Source organism: Mycobacterium xenopi (assembly GCF_009936235.1).
Taxonomy (GTDB): domain Bacteria; phylum Actinomycetota; class Actinomycetes; order Mycobacteriales; family Mycobacteriaceae; genus Mycobacterium; species Mycobacterium xenopi.
This window is the reverse complement of the sequence record NZ_AP022314.1, coordinates 973,796-993,556: the sequence shown is the minus strand read 5'-3', so window position 1 is coordinate 993,556 and position 19,761 is coordinate 973,796. Positions and strand designations below refer to the sequence as shown.

The 19,761-nt window shown below is 63.0% G+C and carries 17 protein-coding genes and 4 pseudogenes; 4 read left to right on the top strand and 17 right to left on the bottom strand.

All coding sequences use genetic code 11. The features are described from left to right. Positions 1-69: 69 nt before the first annotated feature. On the top strand, positions 70-378 hold the full coding sequence (locus MYXE_RS04520; protein WP_085197092.1) for an acyl-CoA synthetase: 309 nt from the start codon (positions 70-72) through the stop codon (positions 376-378). After that, positions 378-1,700 carry a TetR/AcrR family transcriptional regulator gene (locus MYXE_RS24930; protein ID WP_085197094.1) on the top strand — a complete coding sequence of 441 codons (1,323 nt, stop codon included), beginning with the start codon at positions 378-380 and terminating at the stop codon, positions 1,698-1,700. Before MYXE_RS04520 ends, MYXE_RS24930 begins: the two co-directional genes overlap by 1 nt. Before the next feature lie 288 nt (positions 1,701-1,988). Here MYXE_RS24930 and MYXE_RS04510 read toward each other — a convergent pair. The 9 genes and pseudogenes from MYXE_RS04510 to MYXE_RS04475 form a co-directional block, all read right to left on the bottom strand. Continuing rightward, a pseudogene (locus MYXE_RS04510) lies at positions 1,989-2,754 on the bottom strand (ExeA family protein). 38 nt (positions 2,755-2,792) lie between these two features. Continuing rightward, a pseudogene (locus tag MYXE_RS04505) lies at positions 2,793-4,261 on the bottom strand (DDE-type integrase/transposase/recombinase). Between the two features lie 75 nt (positions 4,262-4,336). Continuing rightward, the gene (locus tag MYXE_RS04500) at positions 4,337-4,972 is read right to left on the bottom strand and encodes a hypothetical protein (RefSeq protein ID WP_085197096.1); all 636 of its coding nucleotides are present in this window, start codon (positions 4,970-4,972) and stop codon (positions 4,337-4,339) included. Positions 4,973-5,222: 250 nt separating this feature from the next. Continuing rightward, positions 5,223-6,292 (bottom strand): annotated as a pseudogene (locus MYXE_RS04495) (IS256 family transposase); the annotation flags it as partial. Next, positions 6,243-6,539: a hypothetical protein gene (locus tag MYXE_RS24225; RefSeq protein ID WP_232061734.1), complete on the bottom strand. Its 297-nt coding sequence runs from the start codon at positions 6,537-6,539 to the stop codon at positions 6,243-6,245. The gene MYXE_RS24225 and the pseudogene MYXE_RS04495, both read right to left, overlap by 50 nt. Before the next feature lie 156 nt (positions 6,540-6,695). Further along, complete coding sequence (locus MYXE_RS24220; protein WP_232061733.1) at positions 6,696-7,172, bottom strand: hypothetical protein; 477 nt, start codon at positions 7,170-7,172, stop codon at positions 6,696-6,698. Positions 7,173-7,461: 289 nt separating this feature from the next. Further along, the gene (locus tag MYXE_RS04485) at positions 7,462-8,142 is read right to left on the bottom strand and encodes a TetR/AcrR family transcriptional regulator (RefSeq protein WP_172468546.1); all 681 of its coding nucleotides are present in this window, start codon (positions 8,140-8,142) and stop codon (positions 7,462-7,464) included. Continuing rightward, on the bottom strand, positions 8,139-9,368 hold the full coding sequence (locus MYXE_RS04480) for a CaiB/BaiF CoA transferase family protein (protein ID WP_085193027.1): 1,230 nt from the start codon (positions 9,366-9,368) through the stop codon (positions 8,139-8,141). The genes MYXE_RS04485 and MYXE_RS04480 overlap by 4 nt, the downstream gene beginning before the upstream one ends. Next, a complete protein-coding gene (locus MYXE_RS04475; RefSeq protein WP_232061732.1) occupies positions 9,368-10,564 on the bottom strand; it encodes a cytochrome P450 in 1,197 nt (398 codons plus the stop codon). The genes MYXE_RS04480 and MYXE_RS04475 overlap by 1 nt, the downstream gene beginning before the upstream one ends. A 364-nt stretch (positions 10,565-10,928) precedes the next feature. On the opposite strand from MYXE_RS04475, the gene MYXE_RS04470 reads away from it, so the two are divergent. Further along, positions 10,929-11,390: a lipoprotein LpqH gene (locus tag MYXE_RS04470; RefSeq protein ID WP_085193025.1), complete on the top strand. Its 462-nt coding sequence runs from the start codon at positions 10,929-10,931 to the stop codon at positions 11,388-11,390. Between the two features lie 582 nt (positions 11,391-11,972). On the opposite strand, the gene MYXE_RS23580 is transcribed toward MYXE_RS04470, so the two are convergent. Then, complete coding sequence (locus MYXE_RS23580; RefSeq protein WP_085193023.1) at positions 11,973-12,158, bottom strand: DUF7156 family protein; 186 nt, start codon at positions 12,156-12,158, stop codon at positions 11,973-11,975. Positions 12,159-12,174: 16 nt separating this feature from the next. Continuing rightward, positions 12,175-13,095, bottom strand: coding sequence for a hypothetical protein (locus MYXE_RS04465; protein ID WP_161552044.1), 921 nt, complete (start codon positions 13,093-13,095; stop codon positions 12,175-12,177). Between the two features lie 122 nt (positions 13,096-13,217). On the opposite strand from MYXE_RS04465, the gene MYXE_RS04460 reads away from it, so the two are divergent. Beyond that, complete coding sequence (locus tag MYXE_RS04460) at positions 13,218-13,955, top strand: alpha/beta fold hydrolase (protein WP_085193022.1); 738 nt, start codon at positions 13,218-13,220, stop codon at positions 13,953-13,955. A gap of 22 nt (positions 13,956-13,977) precedes the next feature. On the opposite strand, the gene MYXE_RS04455 is transcribed toward MYXE_RS04460, so the two are convergent. The 6 genes and pseudogenes from MYXE_RS04455 to MYXE_RS04430 all read right to left on the bottom strand — a co-directional run bounded on the left by MYXE_RS04455 (position 13,978) and on the right by MYXE_RS04430 (position 19,753). Then, on the bottom strand, positions 13,978-14,280 hold the full coding sequence (locus tag MYXE_RS04455) for an enoyl-CoA hydratase-related protein (RefSeq protein WP_112649982.1): 303 nt from the start codon (positions 14,278-14,280) through the stop codon (positions 13,978-13,980). A gap of 210 nt (positions 14,281-14,490) precedes the next feature. Then, a pseudogene (locus MYXE_RS04450) lies at positions 14,491-15,893 on the bottom strand (IS1380 family transposase). Between the two features lie 115 nt (positions 15,894-16,008). Then, the gene (locus MYXE_RS04445) at positions 16,009-16,428 is read right to left on the bottom strand and encodes an enoyl-CoA hydratase-related protein (protein WP_085193929.1); all 420 of its coding nucleotides are present in this window, start codon (positions 16,426-16,428) and stop codon (positions 16,009-16,011) included. A gap of 8 nt (positions 16,429-16,436) precedes the next feature. Next, complete coding sequence (locus tag MYXE_RS04440; RefSeq protein ID WP_085193949.1) at positions 16,437-17,579, bottom strand: acyl-CoA dehydrogenase family protein; 1,143 nt, start codon at positions 17,577-17,579, stop codon at positions 16,437-16,439. 7 nt (positions 17,580-17,586) lie between these two features. Beyond that, a complete protein-coding gene (locus MYXE_RS04435; protein ID WP_085193931.1) occupies positions 17,587-18,891 on the bottom strand; it encodes an FAS1-like dehydratase domain-containing protein in 1,305 nt (434 codons plus the stop codon). Positions 18,892-18,901: 10 nt separating this feature from the next. Next, positions 18,902-19,753, bottom strand: coding sequence for a mycofactocin-coupled SDR family oxidoreductase (locus MYXE_RS04430; RefSeq protein ID WP_085193933.1), 852 nt, complete (start codon positions 19,751-19,753; stop codon positions 18,902-18,904). Between the last annotated feature and the right edge of the window lie 8 nt (positions 19,754-19,761).

The following is a 19,761-nucleotide window of genomic DNA, read 5'->3' as shown; positions in this document are numbered from 1 at the left end:
GATTTCTGACGATATGTCTCGCACAGTATATGATATGGATCACAAATGTCCAGAGGTAAGAGGAAGGTCATGGCTGCGACCCACTATCCGCCACCCTCCCCGCGCGAAAAGGTCAACGAGGACGACCATGACCTGTTGACCTTCGGCGAAGCCGGCGAACGTCTGCGCATAGAAATCGCGTCCGCCGAAGCGGCCGAAGCGGAACTGTTGCTCTCCGGCTCCCGTGCCGACCTGGATAAAATCAGGGCTCGGTTGGCGGCCCTCCGCGCGGCAGCAAAACGCAACACCGCCCAACCGATCAACGACGCGAACTTCGAGAGATTCTTCGGGTACCCGGGCAAGGCGAAGCGCAACATCTCCGGCTCCCCGAGCGACTGATGGGACAATCCGAGAAACTGCGGCGCCCCGGTTATGCACCAGCTAGCAACAGGTTGGGTCGCCGCGGCCGCCACACCCGCGGTCGGATTGTCGGCTCCGCAGCAAAACTGTTTGTTGCCAAGGGTTTTCATGGCACATCGATAGAGGCGATCGCCAAGGCCGTCGGCGGGTCTCGGGCAACCGTCTACCAATACTTCGAAAGCAAAGAGGCGATATTTGCCGAGTTGGCAAGCAAATGCGAGCCAGCGGTGCTCGAACACGGTCAACAGCTGGGCCGCCTCGGCCCCGACCTCGAGGGCATGCGCAACCTGCATCGATGGCTGCGGGATTGGGCGAGACTCTATGACCGCTACGCGATGGTGTTCCTCGAGTTTCCGGGCGTCGGGACCATCGAAGGCCTGCCGCAAACCGATGCCGGTGCCGTCTCCGACCGCTACGCACAGCTGGTCACCGAACGACTCCGTGCGGCGGGGGTAACCGGTATCGAGCCGGGAGATGCCACCGCTGCGCTGTTACGGATCTCACACATGGTCAACCTTTATCGGTTTCGTGGCATGTTCGGGTTGCGATCCGAGAAAACAACCTCCGAGTCGTTGTCGATCGCCATGCAATTGCTACTCTTCCCGGAGACACCCGTTCACGTGATCGAAACCGTGGCCGCACCAGGGTCTGTTACGCCGTCCGAGGGAACTTTGCCCAGCATGGTCATGCATACCCCACCTGACGAGCCCGAACTGCCAGGCCCGTCGCCGATTCGGGAGGACATCCTGGCTGCCGGTTCGTTGCTGTTCCTGGAACGGGGGTACTACTCGGTCGCCATGGACGAGATCGCTTCGGCCGCGAATGTCAGTCGTGCCACGCTGTATCGCCACTTCGGCAACAAGGCGAAGATCCTTGACGAACTCACCGGCCGGGCGGTGGTCGAGGGCAAGCACCTGGCCGCCGAGCTGTATCAGCTGGCGGACGCCTCATCTGGTTTCGATCAGCTCCACGCCTGGTTGGCCCGCTATGTGCGGTTCCACCGCAGCTACGGCGGCGTGATCCGGGCTTGGTATGACGGCACGCTCGGCCAACGGTTGGCGGAGATGGTCAGCCATGGCATTACGCCGTTCCAACTGGCTGCGACTGCGCTATTGCGCCGAGCGGAACTTCCGCCGGGGATGGACTTACGGGTTGGCGCGGCAATTTTCATCGCCGTGCTGGGAAGGATGGCGGAACGGTCTATGTCTCACCACCGGACTGAAACGGATTATGACACCGCAGGATTGATGTTGCTGATATTGCGGCGGTCACTATTGGGCGACTGGGGGCATTGCCGCTAGCGAAGCTAGGACTGGCGGAGCCGGAATTTTGAGTCAAGTTTGACGTGCTGGGTGAGGTGTTTGGTTTCACGCAGCGAGTAATGTTGTGCGACTCAGGTTTTCGTGAGCCGCGTTGTAGGCGCTGGTGTTGCGCGTCGCTGAGGATGACGATGATGACGTCATTGGGGTTGACGACGATCCGGCGATGAGAACGGCCCCGCTAGGGGTGGTGAGTGGGGCCGTGGTGGGCGTGGTGACAGCGTTGCTGTCGCGTTGACGTGGTGTTGGTCGGGTTGCCGCGGATCGGGTTCAGTCCGCAGCGATTTCGCTGATCGCGATGCGTGCCGCCTTTTCGTCGACGATGGCGTGATCGGCGGCGAACGCGGCAGTCAGCGCGTGTAGGGCCAGGTTGTTGACCGCGCGGGGATGCATGCGGGAGGCGTTGTGGATCAACCCGATTGCGTCATCCGAGAACAGGTGTCGGCTCGTCCAGCGATTTTGCAGTGATGGCGAATCTAGTCGGCGGTGTCCGCACCGCTCATCCCGGCGATGCTGTAGCGCACCGCGATGCGCTGATCCAGGGCGGCCAACACCCCCAGTCGGAGGTGCTGGCGCAGGCTGGGTTGGCCCACCATGATGACCGCGAACAGCGATCCACTGTCCATTTCGTGGTTGGTCAACAGCCGGATCGCTTCGAGCTGATGGTTATCCAGTAGGTGTGCTTCATCGACGACCAGCACGGGGTTGCGGCCCCGTTCGGCGTGTTCGCTGGCAGGGCCTCAGCGGCCTGCGGTGCCAGGGCGGATTTGTGGTAGGCGGGGGTGTGCCCGGGGTGGCCACGATGTGGGGCAGCATGCCGCGCACCCCGATGGTTGGGTTGGCCAGGTGATGACCACGTGCCGGGACGGATCCAACGCTGCGGTGGCCGCGCGCACGGCCACGGTCTCCCCGGCGCCGACCTCGCCGGTGATCACACCGATCGCGCGCTGGTCCACACACCAGGTGATGCGTGCGACCGCCTCGCCGTGTCCGGGGTGGCGGTGCAGCAGGGTGTCAGGTCACGCCCGAACGGCATCCGGGTGAATCCCCAATGTGATTGCAGCCGTTGAATACTCACGCCGACACCTCACTTTCTGGATCGTCATCGACGCAGGGTTGAACGTCATCGATGGAGAGCTGGCCGGGAATCTCGCCGTCCTCGCTGCTGCCGTAGAGGGCGTGATAGCCGATGCGTTCGTCACCGCGCAGCTGCTCGTGGTGGGCGGCCGCGCGGCCGGCGCCAGATAGTCGATCCCCGTCGCCGGCGGCTCAGGCTCAGGGTTCTCGGGCCGGGCTTTCGGGTGCGCATGGCGGGAGATGATGTGCGGCAAGGCTTTCCCATATGACTTGTCGCGGTAGCGGACCTCGATGGTTTCCAGGTCAAACGGGGAGAACACCAGCTCGACCTTGCGCCCGACCAACGCAGGATCGACCTGGTAGGTGTTGGTGTGCAGCGACACGGTGGCAGTCTTGGCCACCACGCGGTACTCGACCACAGGAACGCCTCGGTCAAATCGTCGGCGGTGGGTATCGCCGGGGTGTGGCCCAACCGGTCCCAACCGGCCTCCCACCGATCCAGCGGAGGCTGCCCGGTCTCGGTGTGCACCCGGCGGTGATATTCGGTTTCCACCCAGGCCACGAACAGCCGGTTGAGTTCCAACAGCGCGGTAGCGTGATCGACCCCGGCGGCAGTGAGGTCTTCGCTGCTGGTGTCGGTCACCTCGACAAGGAACTGTTCGCGCACGGTGCGAAAGAATCGCTCGATCTTGCCCCGTCCTTGAGGTCGTCCGGGTGCCGAATGCACCAGGCGGATACCGAGTTTCGCGCACGCCCGCAACAACCACGCATCACAGAATGCGCTGCCATTGTCCACGTAGATCCCGGCCGGGACACCGCGGGCGGCCAGCGCCGGGCGCAACGCGGCGGCCAGGCGCACGGTGTTTTCGGCGAAGCCGAACCGATGGCCGACTGCCAGCCGGGAGTGATCATCGATGAACGCGAAGAGGTAGTTTTTGCGGTCCCCAACCCGTGGCCCATGCAGGCCGTCGCCGACCCACAGCGCATTGCGGTCGGCGGCCTCGAACCGGCCGAACACCGCCGGGACCTCCCCGCCGACCGGGCCCATCAACTCCAGCCGATGGAAATGACGCAGCAGAGTGGACTCCGAAGGCGCCCACCCGGTGGCGGTGCGCAGGATCCGCGCCACCTGTGCCACGGTGCGGGTCGGATTTTCCCGCTTCAGCGACGCCGCCAGCTCCAGCACCTGCGCATCGGTGCGCGCCGCCAGCCGCCGCGGGGCGGGCACCAGCGCCTCAAAACCGCCGGCCCGGTAGCGGCGAATCCAACGATCCAGCGTCTCCCGCCAGATGCGCACCTGGCTGCCGGACGGGTCAGCATGGGTTCGGCCAGCCAGCGATCTCGCGCACCAGCCGCCCGCGCTGCTTGGTCGACAGCCCCTCATCCAGGGCCGGGCAGATCAGCTGATACCGGAACAGTCCGATCGCCTGCGCCCGCTCACGGCGCTTGTGCTCCTCCAACGACACCTTCTCGGTTCTCCTCTCCACTCGAAGCCCTGCCCGAAACCGTTGCCGGGCAGGCGCCTTGGCGAAGATCACCGATCACGCCGGGCGCGCGTAAGGGGCGATTCGTGTTGCAGCCATCCAGCCGCGTGGTGGCGGCCAGCCCGGCGCGAGCAGCCGCCCACTACTAGCCGTTACCGCCACCCCATCCGGCGTCACCGCGCCGAGCAACCCGGCCGAACCGAACCGGAACCTGATCGCGGCGGTCGCGGTCGCCACCGCGGCCAACAGGTCGCGCCACGCACAACCCGTCCCGTCCGGGATCCTCACGTCCACCCCGGCAGCGACTGCCACACCCACAAACCAGACGCGAACCGCCTCCAGCCGCGACCCTGCGCGACGCAGCCAGCCCCGCACCGTCGCCGCCGGCACACCCAGACTTGCGCCGATCCTGCGATGCCCAGCCCCCTCAGCTCTGGCGGTCAACACAGTCCAAATCCGTTCCGCCGCATACGCTCTGCGCAACAGCACAGTCACCTGTAACAACACATGCGTCACCAAGCAGGATCGGCAATGCGCCCGTCTCGGCCGCACCGGATCGCTGAGCCCCTCAATCTGGCGGGGTCGGGCATACCCCCAGCCGCCGAGCACCCCGTTGCCACACGTCGGGCAGCCGATCCCGCCGGCCGCCAGCCGGGACTCGTCGCGGACATGGTCAGCCTCTACCGTCACCATCGGTGCCTCCGAGCACTACAGCGCGGCACCCCACAAGCCGGCCAAGACTTGAGCGGGGTGCCGCACACCCATCAGTTCCTCGTCACACTGACGGTGCACACGAACAAGATCAACCCCGCCACCACACCGACCGCCAGACCGGCAGCCTCAACGAAGAAAGGGCACCCCCCGTGAGGCTGTCAAGTTAACGGTGCAACTGGTTGTCGTAGTGTTACTTTCGGCCTGGGGTCAGTCGTCTCGGGAAAGCGATCTAGAATGCGTTGAGCGGCGCCTTCCACCGGTTCATCCAACGCTTGCGGCCCTTGCCGGTTGGATCGAGGCTCATGATCGCCAGGTAGATGCACTTGAGCGCGGCCTGCTCGGTCGGGAAGTGGCCGCGGGCGTTCACGGCCCTGCGGATGCGCGAGTTGAGGCTTTCGATGCTGTTGGTCGTGCAGATCACGCTGCGGATTTCCTTGTCGAAGGCCAGGAACGAGACGAACTCGGCCCACGCGTTCTCCCACAGCTTGATGATCGCCGGGTACCGCGGGCCCCAGGTCTGGCTGAACACGGCGAATGCTTCCAACGCTGCGGACTCGCTGGCCGCGGTGTAGACCAGTTTGAGATCTTTAGCGATCGCGGCCCAGTCACGCTTCGAGGCATAGCGAAAGCTGTTGCGCAACAGGTGAATGACGCAGGTCTGGGTGATCGCGGCCGCCATACGGTCCCGATGGCGTCGGGCAGGCCCTTCAGGCCGTCGCACACCACGATGCACACGTCGTTGACTCCTCGGTTTTTGATTTCGGATAAGACCCGCAGCCAGTACTTGGAGCCCTCCCCGTCGCCATGCTCGCCGGCCCACAGCCCCAGCACATCGCGGGTGCCCTCAACGGTGACACCCAGCACGATGTAGGTCGGCCGGTTGGCGACGTTGCCGTCGCGGATCTTGACGTTGACCGCGTCGATGAACACCACCGGGTAAACCGGGTCCAGCGGCCGGTTGCACCACTTGCTCATGGCCTCGATCACCCGATCGGTGATCGTCGAGATCATCTGCTTGGACACCTGCGCCCCGTACACCTCGGCCAGGTGCGCGGCGATCTCGCCACGGGTCAATCCCTTGGCCGACAACGAGATCACCAGCGAATCGATCCCCGACAAGCGACGCTGGCGCTTGCGCACGATCTGCGGCTCAAACGACCCGTCCCGATCCCGCGGCATCGCCACCTCAACCGGCCCGACATCGGTCAGCACCGTCTTGGTACGGGCGCCATTGCGGGAGTTGCCGCCATCACGGCCGGCTGGATCGTGCTTGGCGTAGCCGAGATGATCGTCGAGCTCGCCCTAGGCCGCGGATGTGGTACTGCTTGATGCGGGTGTGCTTGTAGTCCACGTAGAGGCTGGGGGTGACGCCCTCGGTGATGACCCTGGCACGGAACGGTGCCGGTGTCGCGTGTGGTCCGCGCCGGATTAGCTTGCGGTCAAAGACCAAGGCGACCTGTTCGGGACGGCCGATGTCGAGGTTGTCACGGATGACCTGCTCGAAGAACTTCCGGCCCGACACCGGCTTGTCCAGCATCTGGGTCAAGGAGAACTCGGCCTGCAGGATTGACAGCTCGTAGCGGTAACCGGCGGTGCGGTCCGCGGCGCTATACGGGTGCGGCAGGATGGCAGCCGCTTGCGTAGCAGCGCATCGATCTGGTCTTCTCCGAGCTGGTCGCAGATCCGCTGTAGCCGGTCCATGTCATCGACAGCGGCGAAAGCCATTGTCGAGCTCGGTGAACCCGGTCCCCGCCTTGGCGGCCTGCCGCTGAGCCCAATGGTTACCGTTGATGCACAGCTTTGCGTTGTAGGGGAAGTAGGAGCAAAACTTTAAAAAGAACGGGCCGAAATCGGCGTCGAGGCAATAGAAGTAAAAATGGTTGACCAGCCCGGTCGCCGGCACGATCCACGGATAGAAATCGCCGTGAGTGTCGCGACGCTTCTCGGTACGAAACAGCTTGGTCTTCTCCTGCGCCCGCCCGACGAAGAGCACCCCTCGGTGCCGGTGAACCCGCGAATACTCATGGGCGATGTCGTCTTTGCGTTGCGCCTTTGCGAAATCGACCCACGGCAGCCCGCGATCAGCGGCGAAGCGATGCACCGCGGCGCCAAACGCCTCGGTGATGCGAGCCAGTGGCGCGGTCGAGGCGATTGGCAACCCCCAGCTGGCGGTGCACATAGGCCACCAAGCCGGGCCGCGTACTGCAAGCCCGGCACATAGACATTGCAGTACATGCGGTCGATGCACTGCACCTCGCACACCACATGCTCGGACAAGACATCGCCGACGGATCGCGCTACGGTCATCACAGGCTCCGATCGAGACGGGCGGCCAGTAGGCCCACCAACCGCTACAGGCGGTTCATGCACCGGGCCGGGCTTCCGGTCACGGTCTTACCCCCTCGACCGGAGCCCCTGAATATCCGGTGACCAAAGGCACGCCTCGTCGGGCTGGAGCGAAGCCCCGGTTAGTTGTCCCTGCGCAAAAAATTGGCCAGATTCTGCAGCGCCTCAGTGGCGCTGGATATCGCCTCTTCGACTTCACGTGTGCGCGAGAGGAACTCACCTCTGCTCACGTCGCGCGCCTCCAGAGCCGGCGCAACAAAGTTTCGGAATCGCTTGCGCACAGCTTCTTCCGACCGGTTGATCTCTTCGGCTGCCAGGTAGGTTTGCTCCACGAGGAAGTCGACGAGCTCGTCCAGGCCGACATCGGTGCGTATTTCACCGTTGCGCTGACCTTCCTGGAGCACAGGACCCATCACTCCCACTGCAGCCGCGTGCACGCGCGGGTTATGGATGGACGCCGAATGTTGGGCTATCAGAGCGGTGATCGAAGGGTCTGTCGGGAGTTCACACGCGGTGTAGATCAAGGCGGCCTCCACTTTTGCGAACGCCCCGGTCTTGCACTTCATCAATTCGTGTACAGCCTTTATATGGCGCTGCGATCGCAATAGCGCAACCTGAACAAGGACTTCGGACAGGGTGCCGAGTTGCCTGAACGCCGTGGCCCGCGATACCCCGGCTCGCCGCGCGATCGCCTCCATCCGCACATCATTGATGCCGCGATCAGCGATTTCGGCGTCTGCTGCGCGGATCAGACGGAATCGGACGGTGCGCTCGTCACCGTTGACGACGGCCACCCCGGTCACGTGATCGCCCCGGCGACCTTTAACTCAATGAGCTGCTGGTCATCGAATCCGAGTTCCTGAAGCACGTCGTCGGTGTGCTCGGCGAACTGCGGCGCCCGCCTCAGCGAGGCTGCAGCATCGTCGAACTTCACCGGATTGGCGACCAACTTCTGCGGGCGTCCGTCCGCGTCGACCACCACGGCGATGCGGCCATTGGCAATCAGCGAGTCGTCATTGCCGACTTCCCAACCGTCCTGCACGGGGGCCCATGGACCACTGCCCTGTTCGAGCAAGCGCGCACACTCGGCGAACGTGCGGTTGCCGATCGCGTCCTTGACTATCTCGAATGCAGCGTCGGAGTTCTCAGCCAGTGACGCCATAGTGGCGAAGCGCGGGTCGTGGGCGTAGTCGTCGCATCCCATCAGCCGGCAGAACTCGGGCCAGTACCGGGTCGGCTGCAGCATCGACAGCTGGATGAACCGGCCGTCGCAAGTCCGGTAATTGCCGGTCAGCGGGTTGTACGGCACTTGAGTCTTGGTGTCCATCTTCGGCAGCGGCCCCCCGGCCAGTAGCGCCATGTTCACGTTGAATTGGGTGGCCCAAGCACCGACAGCCAGCAGCGAGACGTCGAGCACCGACGGCCTACCGGTGACGCTTCTGCCATACAGTGCTGCCGCCACCCCACCCGCGATGGCTAGTCCGCCGATGTTGTCACCGTAGGCGCCGGCAGGCATAAACGCGGCCCGTTCGGCGTCGCCCGGAGTGACACCTTCGGCGCTACCGCCACGGGCCCAAAAAGCAGTGGCGTCGTAGGCGCCGGTGTCCCGGTCCGGACCTTGGGTGCCGAACCCGCTGCCGGTGACATAGATGATGTCGGGGTTGATATGACGCACGTCGTCGACATCGATATGCAGCTTAGCTCGCGTGGTCGGCAGATAATTTGTCAGAAAAACATCGCTACGCCGGATCAACTCTTCGAGGACGGGTCGCGCTTCGGCGACCGCAAGGCTGAGCCCTATGCTGCGCTTCCCACGGTTGGGTGCCTCCATGATCGGCGCGAACGACGATCCCGGCACACTGGCCGCATGACCCAGCACGGTGACCAGCCCACGTTGGGCGTCGCCGGTGACCGGGTTCTCGATCTTGATCACGTCGGCGCCCCAATCGGCCAGCACCGCACCGGCCGCCGGGACAAACGTAAACTGGGCGACTTCGAGGACTCGGATTCCGGCAAGCGGACGGTCCATCAGGAATCCCACACCAAGGGCAACGCGTGGAGTCCGAGTTGGCCACCGCTCTCGAAAAGCTCTGCGCCGGTAGCGAGGCGATAGTGTGGTATCCGTTTGTGCCACTCTTCGAGCGCGATCCTGAGCTCGCGGCGCGCCAGGTGGGAACCTAGGCAGCGGTGTGGCCCAGCACCAAAAGCGATGTGGTTGTTCGGTTTCCGCGTGATATCGACGGTGGTAGCGTTCGGAAACGCCGCCTCGTCACGGGTAGCGGCGTTCAACGGGATGTTGACCATGTCACCGGCCTTCATTGGGCAACCCTGCAGCTCGACATCTTTCATCACCTTTCGCGCAGGTATGACGATTGCGTACGCGCGCAAGAACTCCTCGACGGCACTCGGGATGACAGTGGGATCTTCGACGATCCGGGTGCGATCGTCGTCATTGCGGGCTAGGTGCAAAAAAATCCAGCCCAACGTGGCCGACACCGTGTCAAGACCGGCCATGAACATCAGCAGACAGAACGAGAGCAGGTCGGCATCCGATACCGGCTTGCCGTCGATCTGGTAGTCGATAGCCTTGCTGACGATGTCGTCACGCGGCTGCTCCCGGCGTTCGGCAATGATCGTCGAGAACCGGCCCATCACCGCCATCATTGCGGCAATTTGCTTCTGCTGCGCGGTCTCCTCTCCCAGATCGGTGTGAAGGATTGCGTGTTCCCACTCCAAGAACTGGTCCAGCTCGTTGACGGGCAGCCCCATCAACTCCAAAAAGATCGTGGTTGGGAAACGCTGCGCGAAATCGGCGATGAAATCACACGATCTGTCGTCGGCAAGGCCGTCGATCAGGTTGATTGCGCGCTGACGCACCGTGCCCTCGAGGCGCTCGACCGCGCCCGGAGCGAACAGCGGGCCCAGCTGGCGGCGCCATTGCTTGTGTTCGTCGCCGTCAAGCATTTCTGGGATCCACTTGTATGGCGGATTCGGGTCCAGCGCGGTGACGACGCTGTTGGAGAAGGTCTCCGGATCCTGCATGATCCGCAAGATGCCCTCATAGTTGACGACGGTCCAAAACCCCGGCCCAAAATCGTTGCGAAACAACGGATAACGCGCCCTCAGCTCATCATAAGTCTTCAGCCACGTTCCTGCTGGCTTGGTTGCGGTGTAGTCGAAATTCAGCACCGGAGACTCCCCGGCGCGCTTCTCCACCGTAGTCACGACACCCCTGTACGTGAGATTAGTTATGGTGTTCATCTCATAAGTGAGACTATTTGGCATAGAGTATCAGGGGTTCGAGTAGGTGTCGAGACCTGGATCACATTCCCTCACTATGTGACCGCCCGGCGACTCTGCGAATCACGGTCGGATCTCACCGGTGGAGGCCCACGCACCCGAAGTCGGTATCGCGAGCCGGAATGCACGGCGATGCGTTCTTTGACGATCGACACCGCACATACGCCTCTAAGGCATCGGGTGTGAATACCGCCATGTCGCACAATTACCGACTTGTGCAGCGATCGGCCACTGGCCCGGCCGACAGAGGGTTACATTTTTCCGTACAGGACGTACTACAGATGCCCCGATGAACTCCAATGAACGAGGTGGGCTCGTGTGGAACCGATTCGCTGCCAGGTGGGCACTCGGCTCGGCCCTCTTAGCCATCGGCGCATGCTCATCGCTGCCGCCGGCACAGCCGGGAACCTTGCCTCCGGGAACGGCGCAGGTGACGATTGACAACAAAGACATGCCTGAGACGCACACGGTGCGTTGCACATCGATCGAGTCGTTAACGACGATCGCGACGGGCACAGCGGCTGCGGGCGTTGACGCACTCGTGTCGAATAAAGATGCCCTTAACGCCAAGTCGGTCAGCATCCACGGCCTGGGCGGGTTCACGGGCAGCTACGTGGAAGGTCTCCAGGGCCAGGCACACGCGACCATGAGAGGGCAGACCTACATCATCCGCGGCAGTGCCGACGGTTTCCGACAGAACGACCCGAGCGCCAGGACGACTGGCACATTTGTGATCAAGGTGGCCTGCTAGCAGCAACGCCGATTGCCACACTGTCGGCCATGGCCTAGCGAGTCCGCGGCCCAGTCACAGAAGCAACGTCATTTTAAGGTCAACCATCCGGCAGCAGATCGCACATCGCGAGTGGACGAGCCGCGCCGCTCGCACTGACCGATACACCATAGATTTGGACGATCGGCACCAGCACTGCCCCGCACAGAAGCACCGCCTGAAATGCCAACGGCGCACTGGACGCAATTCGGCAGCTGTACCGCCACGACGTCGCCAGCGCACACGCTGAGCTGTTGAAAAGCAGCAGCCAATGCCCTGGCACGGTTGTGGATTTCCTCCACCGCAAGCGTCTGGACTGCTGAGCCGGTGACGAAAACCACCGGGGTGGAACCAAATTCAGCGGATCTCGCAATAGAAGGCATCGATACACGTCCGGTCCGAAAACCAGCCTTCGCGATACCATTTGTCGCAAAGCTGTCTATAGTCGAACGACATCAATTCAACCCACTACTCCCGGACTGACCTCTATTAGGACATCGCTAACCCGGTGCTGGCCCCGACAAGCATCACCGTGAATCCACTTAGTAGACGCGCACTTAGCCGTCACACTTTGATGACGATGCCTTGGGTAAGTGTGACAATGACGGCGAGTATCAGAATAAATGCGACACATCCCGCCACCAGCTTGGCGGTTTGTGCCCACAGGGCCGCGTCTGTTGCTGGCGGAAGAAAGAACTCCGCCGGCATGTCCTTCATGCTTGCCCACTTGTAGTCGCGGCCACGCTTCACTGTACGTCCTTTCGGCTCACGGAATGTAGGGGCTGTCGGCGCCGGTCAACGCACGCAACGCAACCAGCGGGACAATAAGAAACACGAAGAAACTAACCTGGAAGCCAATGAACCAAGCACCCAGCCTCAGCAATTCAAATCGCCAGCGGGGGATCGCCACATCGTAGTTGAGGTAATTGTCGAATTCCTGCTGCTTGGTGAGGCGGGCGGGCCTGGTGGCAACAGCCGCTCCACCCGTCCCGGACATGGACGTCCCGGCCCAGCTAGCGGTCCGTTTGCGCACGGTGAAGCGTTCCAAGCGGCAGAAGCGCTCCAAGTGGTTTAGCCCGCGTATCGGCGGTTTACCCGCCCAGTATGCGATGAGGTTGGGCCAGATGCACATCAGGCCGATGGTCCACAGCAGGGTGATGCGCCCACCGTTGTGCCATTCGATCAGTGGCCCCAACCCGGGATCGTAGGTCCACCATCCCACCGCGGTGGCGGTGCCCTCGGTAAGGAAGTCCCATGCGTAGTTGACCGGTACGGCAAGCATAAGCATGGATTTGAGCATGCTCCACCCCAGCCGTGACGACACCCATTGACTAAGCCAGAGCACCAAAATGGCGTGCACGCCCCAGTACACCGCGTAGGCGAACGGCATGAACAGCGGATCGTTAGGCGTCTTAATCGGCAGCCAGTCCAGCAAATGGTGCCGGGCAAACGCGGGGCTATAGAACAGCATCTGGCCCCAGTCGCCGACGGTTTCCATCCAGTACACCGCCATGCTGTTGAACAGGAACAAGAACCCCCACGTCAGCCGGCGCCGACGAATCACATCGGCGATTGCCAGCAAGATAAAGACACTTCCCACGAAGGGGATCACCCAATTGAAAAACCAGACCCCGGTGGGTTGCACGGTGGCCGGGGGCGCCAACTGTTCTTCTGCCAGGCTGATCAACCCGGATCCTTTGCCAATCACAACCCGATAAATCTACAGATATTTAACCTAGTTATCCTTAGGCTGGGTGTCCAGGAACCGTCGACATCTGCGACCGAACGTTTGGAGAGCGTACGACAGCCATGTCGCTACCTGATCTGGTCTTGGTCCACGGCGGCGAACACGCCGCCGACTGCTGGGAGCTTACTGTCGCCGAGCTGCGACGGCTGGTGCCGGAATTGCGGGTCCTCGCTGTCGATCTGCCCGGTCATGGAGCCAAGCCCGGCAACCTGGCAACCGCCACGATCGCCGAGTGGGTGGATTCCATCATCGCCGACATCGAGGAGGCCGGACTTGGCGATATCATCATCGTCGGTCATTCGATGGCCGGGGTAACGGTGCCGGGCGTGGTGGCCAAGCTTGGTTCACCCCGAGTACGCGAAATGATCCTGGTGACCGCGTTCGTTCCCCCGCAGGGCTCGGCCATCGTGGACACGCTGGCCGGTCCGTTGGCCTGGTTCGCCCGCCGCGGTGCGGCCAAGGGCAAGCCGACGAAGGTGCCGACAGCAGCGGCAAGGTTTGCGTTTTGCAACGGGATGACGCGCGAGCAGCGAAGATTCACGCTGTCGCGGCTCTACACCGAATCGGTCCGCATTCCAGCCGAACCTGTCGATCGCAGCGGCCTGCCCGACGACGTCCCCCGGACGTGGGTCATGACGACCCGCGACCGGGCGCTGTCAGTCCGGTCTCAGCGCAACAGCATCGCCGCACTCGGAGGTGTCCACAAGGTGATCACCATCCCGGGGTGCCACGACGTAATGATCAGTCATCCAAAAACATTGGCGCGCATTCTTATCGAGCGTTGCCACGCGAGGCGGTAGAGCCATCCGATGGCGACTCAGGTTACCGCCCTTGGAATTTTGGGCTGCGGCGCTTGACGAATGCCCGGACGCCCTCCAGGAAGTCGGCCGTACGAGTCAGCGCCGTCTGGCCCTCGACTTCGAGGCGGCTCACAGTTGGAAGTGCCGAGAGCGTCGCTTCGCTTAAGGCTCGCTTGAGCCAACCGTATGACATGGTCGGCCCACTCGCCAGGGCCTGCACGACCGTCGCCAACTCAGTGTCATAGCTCTCGTCGTCGACCACATGTGAGATCATGCCCCACTCAAAGGCTGTTGCCGCTGGAATCTTTTCGGCCAGGATAGCCATCCGCGCTGCGCGCGCCCGGCCGATCGCTACCGGAACTAAGCCTGAATCCGTGGATGGGTGATTTCGTGTTGCCGTCGACGCGGTTGTTTTGGGATGCGGCCGAGTGTGGCGCGGTGGGGCGTGGGTGATCCGCTGGCCTGTACCAGCTTTCCTTTGGGTTCCTTGGGTCGGGCCTGGGATGGCGGGGCGGACAGGGCTTGGAAGGTGGGGTCAGGCGGCGCGGGGTTGCGCGATCGGGTAACCGATGACGTTGTGCCACAGGGCCTTCCATCTGGCTCGCCAATGCCAGTGGGCGGGTAGGTGCAGCATTGGTTTGCGGGCCGGGGCGGCGAAGCGGGCCGGGATGTTGATCAGGTCGCGGCGCAGGGTAGCCCCGCGGGCCACGGCATGGTGGCCACCGGCGAGGGTGCCGACGGCGCGCAGCAGGTTATGGGCGATCACCGCGCAGGCCAGCCAGGCGCAGTTGGCCGCGAACAGCCCCGACGGGATGTGTGCCAGTGGGCCGTCGATTAAATCGGCGAAGGTGGTTTCGATGATGGCGTGGCGTCGGTGGGTGATATCGGCCTGGTCGACCGGCAGCGCGGAGTTGGTGACAAACGGGTGATAGCGCCACACCGGAAACAACGCATCCAGGTGGCGGGCGTCTTTGACCCGGCGCACTACCAGCCGCACGGTCAGTGTTCGGCCGCGGGCCAGGCGCAGGGTGTAGGGGGTTTCGGCGACCTGGGCATCGGAGATCAACGCCCCGGTGTCGGGGTCTTCGACCGCGCCCGGGTAGTGCACCGGGGTCCAGGCGGCCTCGTCGATGGCGGCGATCGCGGCGTTGATGCGCTTGTTGCGGCTGATCGACAGGGAGAATTCGGCGCCTCGCTGAATGCAGGTGGTGATCACTTTCTTGGTGCCAAACATTGAGTCGCCGCGCACCAGGATCGGCGCGTCGGGGTTGATCGCTTTCGCGGTGGTGATCGCCTGCTTGAGCTGGTATGCGGCACCGCGCCCGGAGGCGGCTTTGCCGCTCCGTAGCTGCGCCTCGGCGATCACCGGCGCGGCGGTCGCCGTGGAGATGGTGGTGATCTGTGGGGACAGGCCCAGCCGCAGCAGCGCGCGGCTGGCGATCTTGGCATGACCGAAGGAGGCGCCCTGCTTGGCGTGGCCGTAGACCGGGCGCAGCAGCGAGTCGATGTCCAAAAACATCCGCTCGTCGGCGCCAGCCAGCAGCGGGTGCGCGCCGCCAGTGCGATCAGATGCTCGCGGGCCACTGCGGCGAGTTGTTTGGTATGCCCGAAGGTGAACTCGCGCAAAAAGATCCCCAACGTCGATGGGGCATATACCTCGTTGAACACCCGGGGTGTGCCGCCGGCGCGCAGCACATTGGCATCATCGATGCTGTCCGCGCCGCACATCATCCCGGCGACGATCGAGGTCAGCTTGCCAGCCGGGTTGACCGCGCCGGACTTCACCCGAGTCGACGGCAGATCCACGCGCTCGTTGATCAATTCCGAAAGACCGGTCTGCTCAGCCAGTTCCAGCACTGGCACCAACCCGGCCGCCGACAGCAGATTCTGCTCGTCAAACACCGCCGATCCGGTGGTGAACGTATACGATGAGTGCATCGAAAGTGCCTTCCCGGACTATGGACAAATGCGGCCTCAGCACTCGTATTGTCCCAGTTCAGAAGGCATTTTCGCTGTTCACACGCCGATCAAATCACCGGAACCATCCACGGATTTAGGCTAAGGCGGACGCCCCGCCGTCAGGCATGAGCCCGACCTTGGTGAAGGCCAACTGGAAGAATGCCGACCGGGCAGCGACCACCAGATCACATGCCAACGCCAGCGAGCAACCGAGGCCGACGGCGGCTCCGTGGACACCGGCCACGACCGGCTTAGGGAGCCCAGCAATGGCCTGCACCATCTCGTTGGCGGCGACAACGGCGCCGTCTGTGTCGGCGCCGGTGAGATCGCCGCCCGAACAGAACGCGCGTCCGGCGCCGGTGAGCACCACGACACGCACTGACTCGTCGTGACCGTCGTTGACCCGCGCCTTCAGCTCCTTCAGCATGGGTGTATTGACCGCGTTGAGCTTGTCTGGTCGGTCTAACACAATCCGCAGCACGCCTCCGTCTCGGTGCCACGAAATACCGTTCATGCGTCGTCCTACAAGCCCAAATCGCGGCCGATGATGTCCTTCATGATTTCGGTGGTGCCGCCGAAGATCGTGTAGATGCGGGAGTCGACGTAGTCGCGGGCGACACGGTATTCGTTCATATAGCCATAGCCGCCGTGCAGCTGCACACAACCGTCGATGACCTTCTTGGCCAGCTCCGTGCACCACCATTTCGCCTTGGCCGCCTCCACCGCGGTCAACTCGCCGTCGACCACAGCTTGAAGACACCGGTCGATGTATTGCTCGCCGATCTCGAGTTCGGTGTCCATCTCCGCGAGCAGGAAGCGGTTGTGCTGAAACGTTCCGATCGGTTGACCGAAAGCTTTGCGGTCCTTCGCGTACTGCAGAGTTTGGCGCCAGGTTTCGCGGGCCCCGGCGATCGCGGAAATGGCGATGGATAACCGTTCGGAGGGCAGGTTGTGCATCAAGTGGTAGAAGCCGCGCCCCTCCTGCCCAAGCACGTTGGACGCCGGGACGCGAACATTCTCGAAGTGCAGTTCGGCGGTGTCCTGGGAGTGCAGACCCATTTTGTCGAGCTTGCGCCCGCGGGTGAAGCCTTTCGTCCCCCGCTCGACAACCAGCAGCGTGAAGCCCTTATGTCCGGCCTCCGGGTCGGTGCGCGCCACCACAACGACGAGATCGCAGTTGATCCCGGAGGAGATAAAGGTCTTGGAGCCATTGATGATCCAGTCGTCGCCATCGCGTACAGCCGAGGTTCGGATACCGGCCAGGTCGCTGCCCGCACCGGGCTCCGTCATCGCGATCGCGACGATGGTCTCCCCAGTGATGATGCCGGGCAGCCAACGCTCCTTCTGTTCGTCGGTGGCCAGCGTTTTGAAGTAGGGGCCGACGACGTCGTTCTGCAGGCTCAGCGCCGGGGCGACCGATCCCCATTTCGCGAGTTCCTCATTGATGACGGCATTGAATCGAAAGTCGTCCGATCCGCCACCGCCGTAACGCTCGGGCATGTTGAATCCGATCAGGCCGTACTTACCGGCTGCCACGTACGCCGAACGATCGACGATCCGCTCGCGTTCCCATTTCTCGGCGTTCGGCGCCACCTCGCGCTCAATATACTGCCGTGCAGTCTGCCGCAGTTGCTCGTGCTCGGGCTCGAAAACCAACCGCTTGATGGTATCCTCATTCTCCGTGCAACCGGCGTAGTTCCTCTCCGACACGTCCCGCGATCCGTGAGACAAGCTGCGCCCCTCGGCGTCTCAACTCCTCGTCGGGCACCGGCAGTGCCACGGCCCCCGTCTGCTTTGACGGCAGCAATACCTTGGCCGTGCCCTTGGTGGTCGTCTCATCGCGTTGATTAGTCGCGGCTACCTCAATTGTCACCGGTTCGCTTGGGCCAGACCCTTTGTCGGTCACCACACCGGTGCACTTGTGGACGTCGCCGTGGTAGTTGAAACCTCGAAGCTGCAACTCCATCTCGGCCAGCCATCCGTCGTCGCCGATCCAATTGGTCAGTAGATGACTGACCCAGGCAGCCCGCATCTGTCCATAGTCGTAGGGGGCTGGAATGCCTAGCTCCTTCGCCCGCGCGGCATCCCAGTGCAGCCGTTGCACCACGTCGGGTACACCGTACTCGTCGGGCGTATAAAACGCCGGCATGCGCTGACGCAGTTTGTGAGCGTACTTGAGCGGGCCGACACCGTAACCGCCCCAGCCCCAACCCATATGCATACTGATGATATCGACGACCGTAAGCGGACCCTTCATCACCGGGGTCAGTTCGTCGCCGATCTTTACGTCCTCCCACCAGTTCGGTTCGGCGCCGCGACGAACCTCGGCATCATAGACCGCGTCGACCTCGGCAAGTTCTTCCGGCGTCCAATGTTTTCGTTCGATGTGCGAGTACTTGCCCGACCGCTTCGAGCCGTGGCGTTCGGCGCTGATGTAGGACTCGTCGCGCGTCGCGATCGGAGTGCCGTTGGCGTCGACATACAGGTAGCGGTATGTCTCCTTGACCGAACGCCCGCCAGCGAATTGACTCTCCTTGACCTGCACATCGAGTGTGTAGGTCTCGCACAGCACAGGCCGTCCTGCATACACCGGCTGATACCAAGTCCATTTCACCCCGGCGTAGTACTTGCCTGTGCCACGGAAGAGGCCACGGAACAGCTTCTTGCGTTGCGGGTCAGTGAATTTCGGCGTCTGGTCTAGACCGGTGCTGATCAGAAACGTCGGCGGCGCGATCTGGCCGTGCCAGCGGGTTTTCGCACCGTATTCAGGATCATGAAACAGCGGATTGTCGTCACCGCAGCCAAAAGCGAAATGGCTTATCGCATCAGCGCTCGGCAGTTTGTTCCACGCCTCATCACGCTGGTTGACCGGGATGCCGATCTGCGCCTTCGCCCGCGCAATGTCTTCGTCGGTGATCCGGCCCTCGATCGCCGCGGTGTCGGCGTCCGATTTCGCGGAGGTTTCTGTAGTGCTCATAATGTCCTCCCTAGAACTTCAGTGTCGCCCCGGCGTCGACCCGCAGTGACAGCCCAGTGACGTATCGAGACTCGTCGGAGGCCAGAAAGCACACCGCGTTGGACGTGTCTTCGGGCTCCACGTAGGGAATCGGCATTGCCTGCATCACTGGAAACGCCAGCAGGGCATCTTCTTTCGTCGGGTGCTCCAGATCAGGGCGAAACGTCTTGTACATCAGATCGTTGTGCAACATTGGTGAGTTCACATTGGTCGGATGCACTACGTTGGCCCGAATTGACAGCGGCGCAAGTTGTTTCGCCAGTGCCCTCGTGTAGCGGTCGATCAGCTGCTTGGCCAGGTTGTACCCCTCACCGCCTGGGCCGACCGGACCGACGCTGCCGGCCGCTGTTTCGGCGATCAGCCCCGCAACGGAGCCGATCGTGATCACCGAAGCGCCGGCCTGCAGATACGGCAGCGCAGCATGCACCGTGTTCACCACGCCGATGAAGTCGACGTCGAAGGCGTCCGCGAAGGCGCCTATCGGAACGTCGCTGCCCAGCGGACAGATGCCAGCGTTCGCCACCACGACGTCGAGCCTGCCGAGCTGCGCCACCGCTTCGGCCAGTGCTCTGCTCACCGCGGCTCGATCTCGGACATCCACCTCGGCGGTGATCGCCCGTCGCCCTGTCTTTTCCACCTCCAGCCCGGCCTCTTCCAAGTCGCGCCGGGTGGCCAGCGGATAACGGTTCGTCTCGATGTCCTGGCAGATGTCGAAGACGATGACGTCAGCTCCCTCTTCGGCGAGTTTGACTGCATGGCTACGACCCTGGCCGCGAGCTCCACCCGTCACCAGAACGACTTTGTCCTGTACCCGTTCGGCCATGTTTCTCC

Excerpts from the sequence above, each read along its gene's own strand:
- MYXE_RS04500 (WP_085197096.1), bottom strand. The coding sequence starts at position 4,972 with ATGGTGACGGTAGAGGCTGACCATGTCCGCGACGAGTCCCGGCTGGCG.
- MYXE_RS04455 (WP_112649982.1), bottom strand. The coding sequence starts at position 14,280 with ATGGCTATCCTGGCCGAAAAGATTCCAGCGGCAACAGCCTTTGAGTGG.
- MYXE_RS04435 (WP_085193931.1), bottom strand. The coding sequence starts at position 18,891 with ATGAGCACTACAGAAACCTCCGCGAAATCGGACGCCGACACCGCGGCG.
- MYXE_RS04445 (WP_085193929.1), bottom strand. The coding sequence starts at position 16,428 with ATGAACGGTATTTCGTGGCACCGAGACGGAGGCGTGCTGCGGATTGTG.
- MYXE_RS04470 (WP_085193025.1), top strand. The coding sequence starts at position 10,929 with ATGAACTCCAATGAACGAGGTGGGCTCGTGTGGAACCGATTCGCTGCC.
- MYXE_RS24930 (WP_085197094.1), top strand. The coding sequence starts at position 378 with ATGGGACAATCCGAGAAACTGCGGCGCCCCGGTTATGCACCAGCTAGC.
- MYXE_RS04480 (WP_085193027.1), bottom strand. The coding sequence starts at position 9,368 with ATGGACCGTCCGCTTGCCGGAATCCGAGTCCTCGAAGTCGCCCAGTTT.
- MYXE_RS04520 (WP_085197092.1), top strand. The coding sequence starts at position 70 with ATGGCTGCGACCCACTATCCGCCACCCTCCCCGCGCGAAAAGGTCAAC.
- MYXE_RS04460 (WP_085193022.1), top strand. The coding sequence starts at position 13,218 with ATGTCGCTACCTGATCTGGTCTTGGTCCACGGCGGCGAACACGCCGCC.
- MYXE_RS24220 (WP_232061733.1), bottom strand. The coding sequence starts at position 7,172 with ATGTGCACCGCCAGCTGGGGGTTGCCAATCGCCTCGACCGCGCCACTG.
- MYXE_RS04430 (WP_085193933.1), bottom strand. The coding sequence starts at position 19,753 with ATGGCCGAACGGGTACAGGACAAAGTCGTTCTGGTGACGGGTGGAGCT.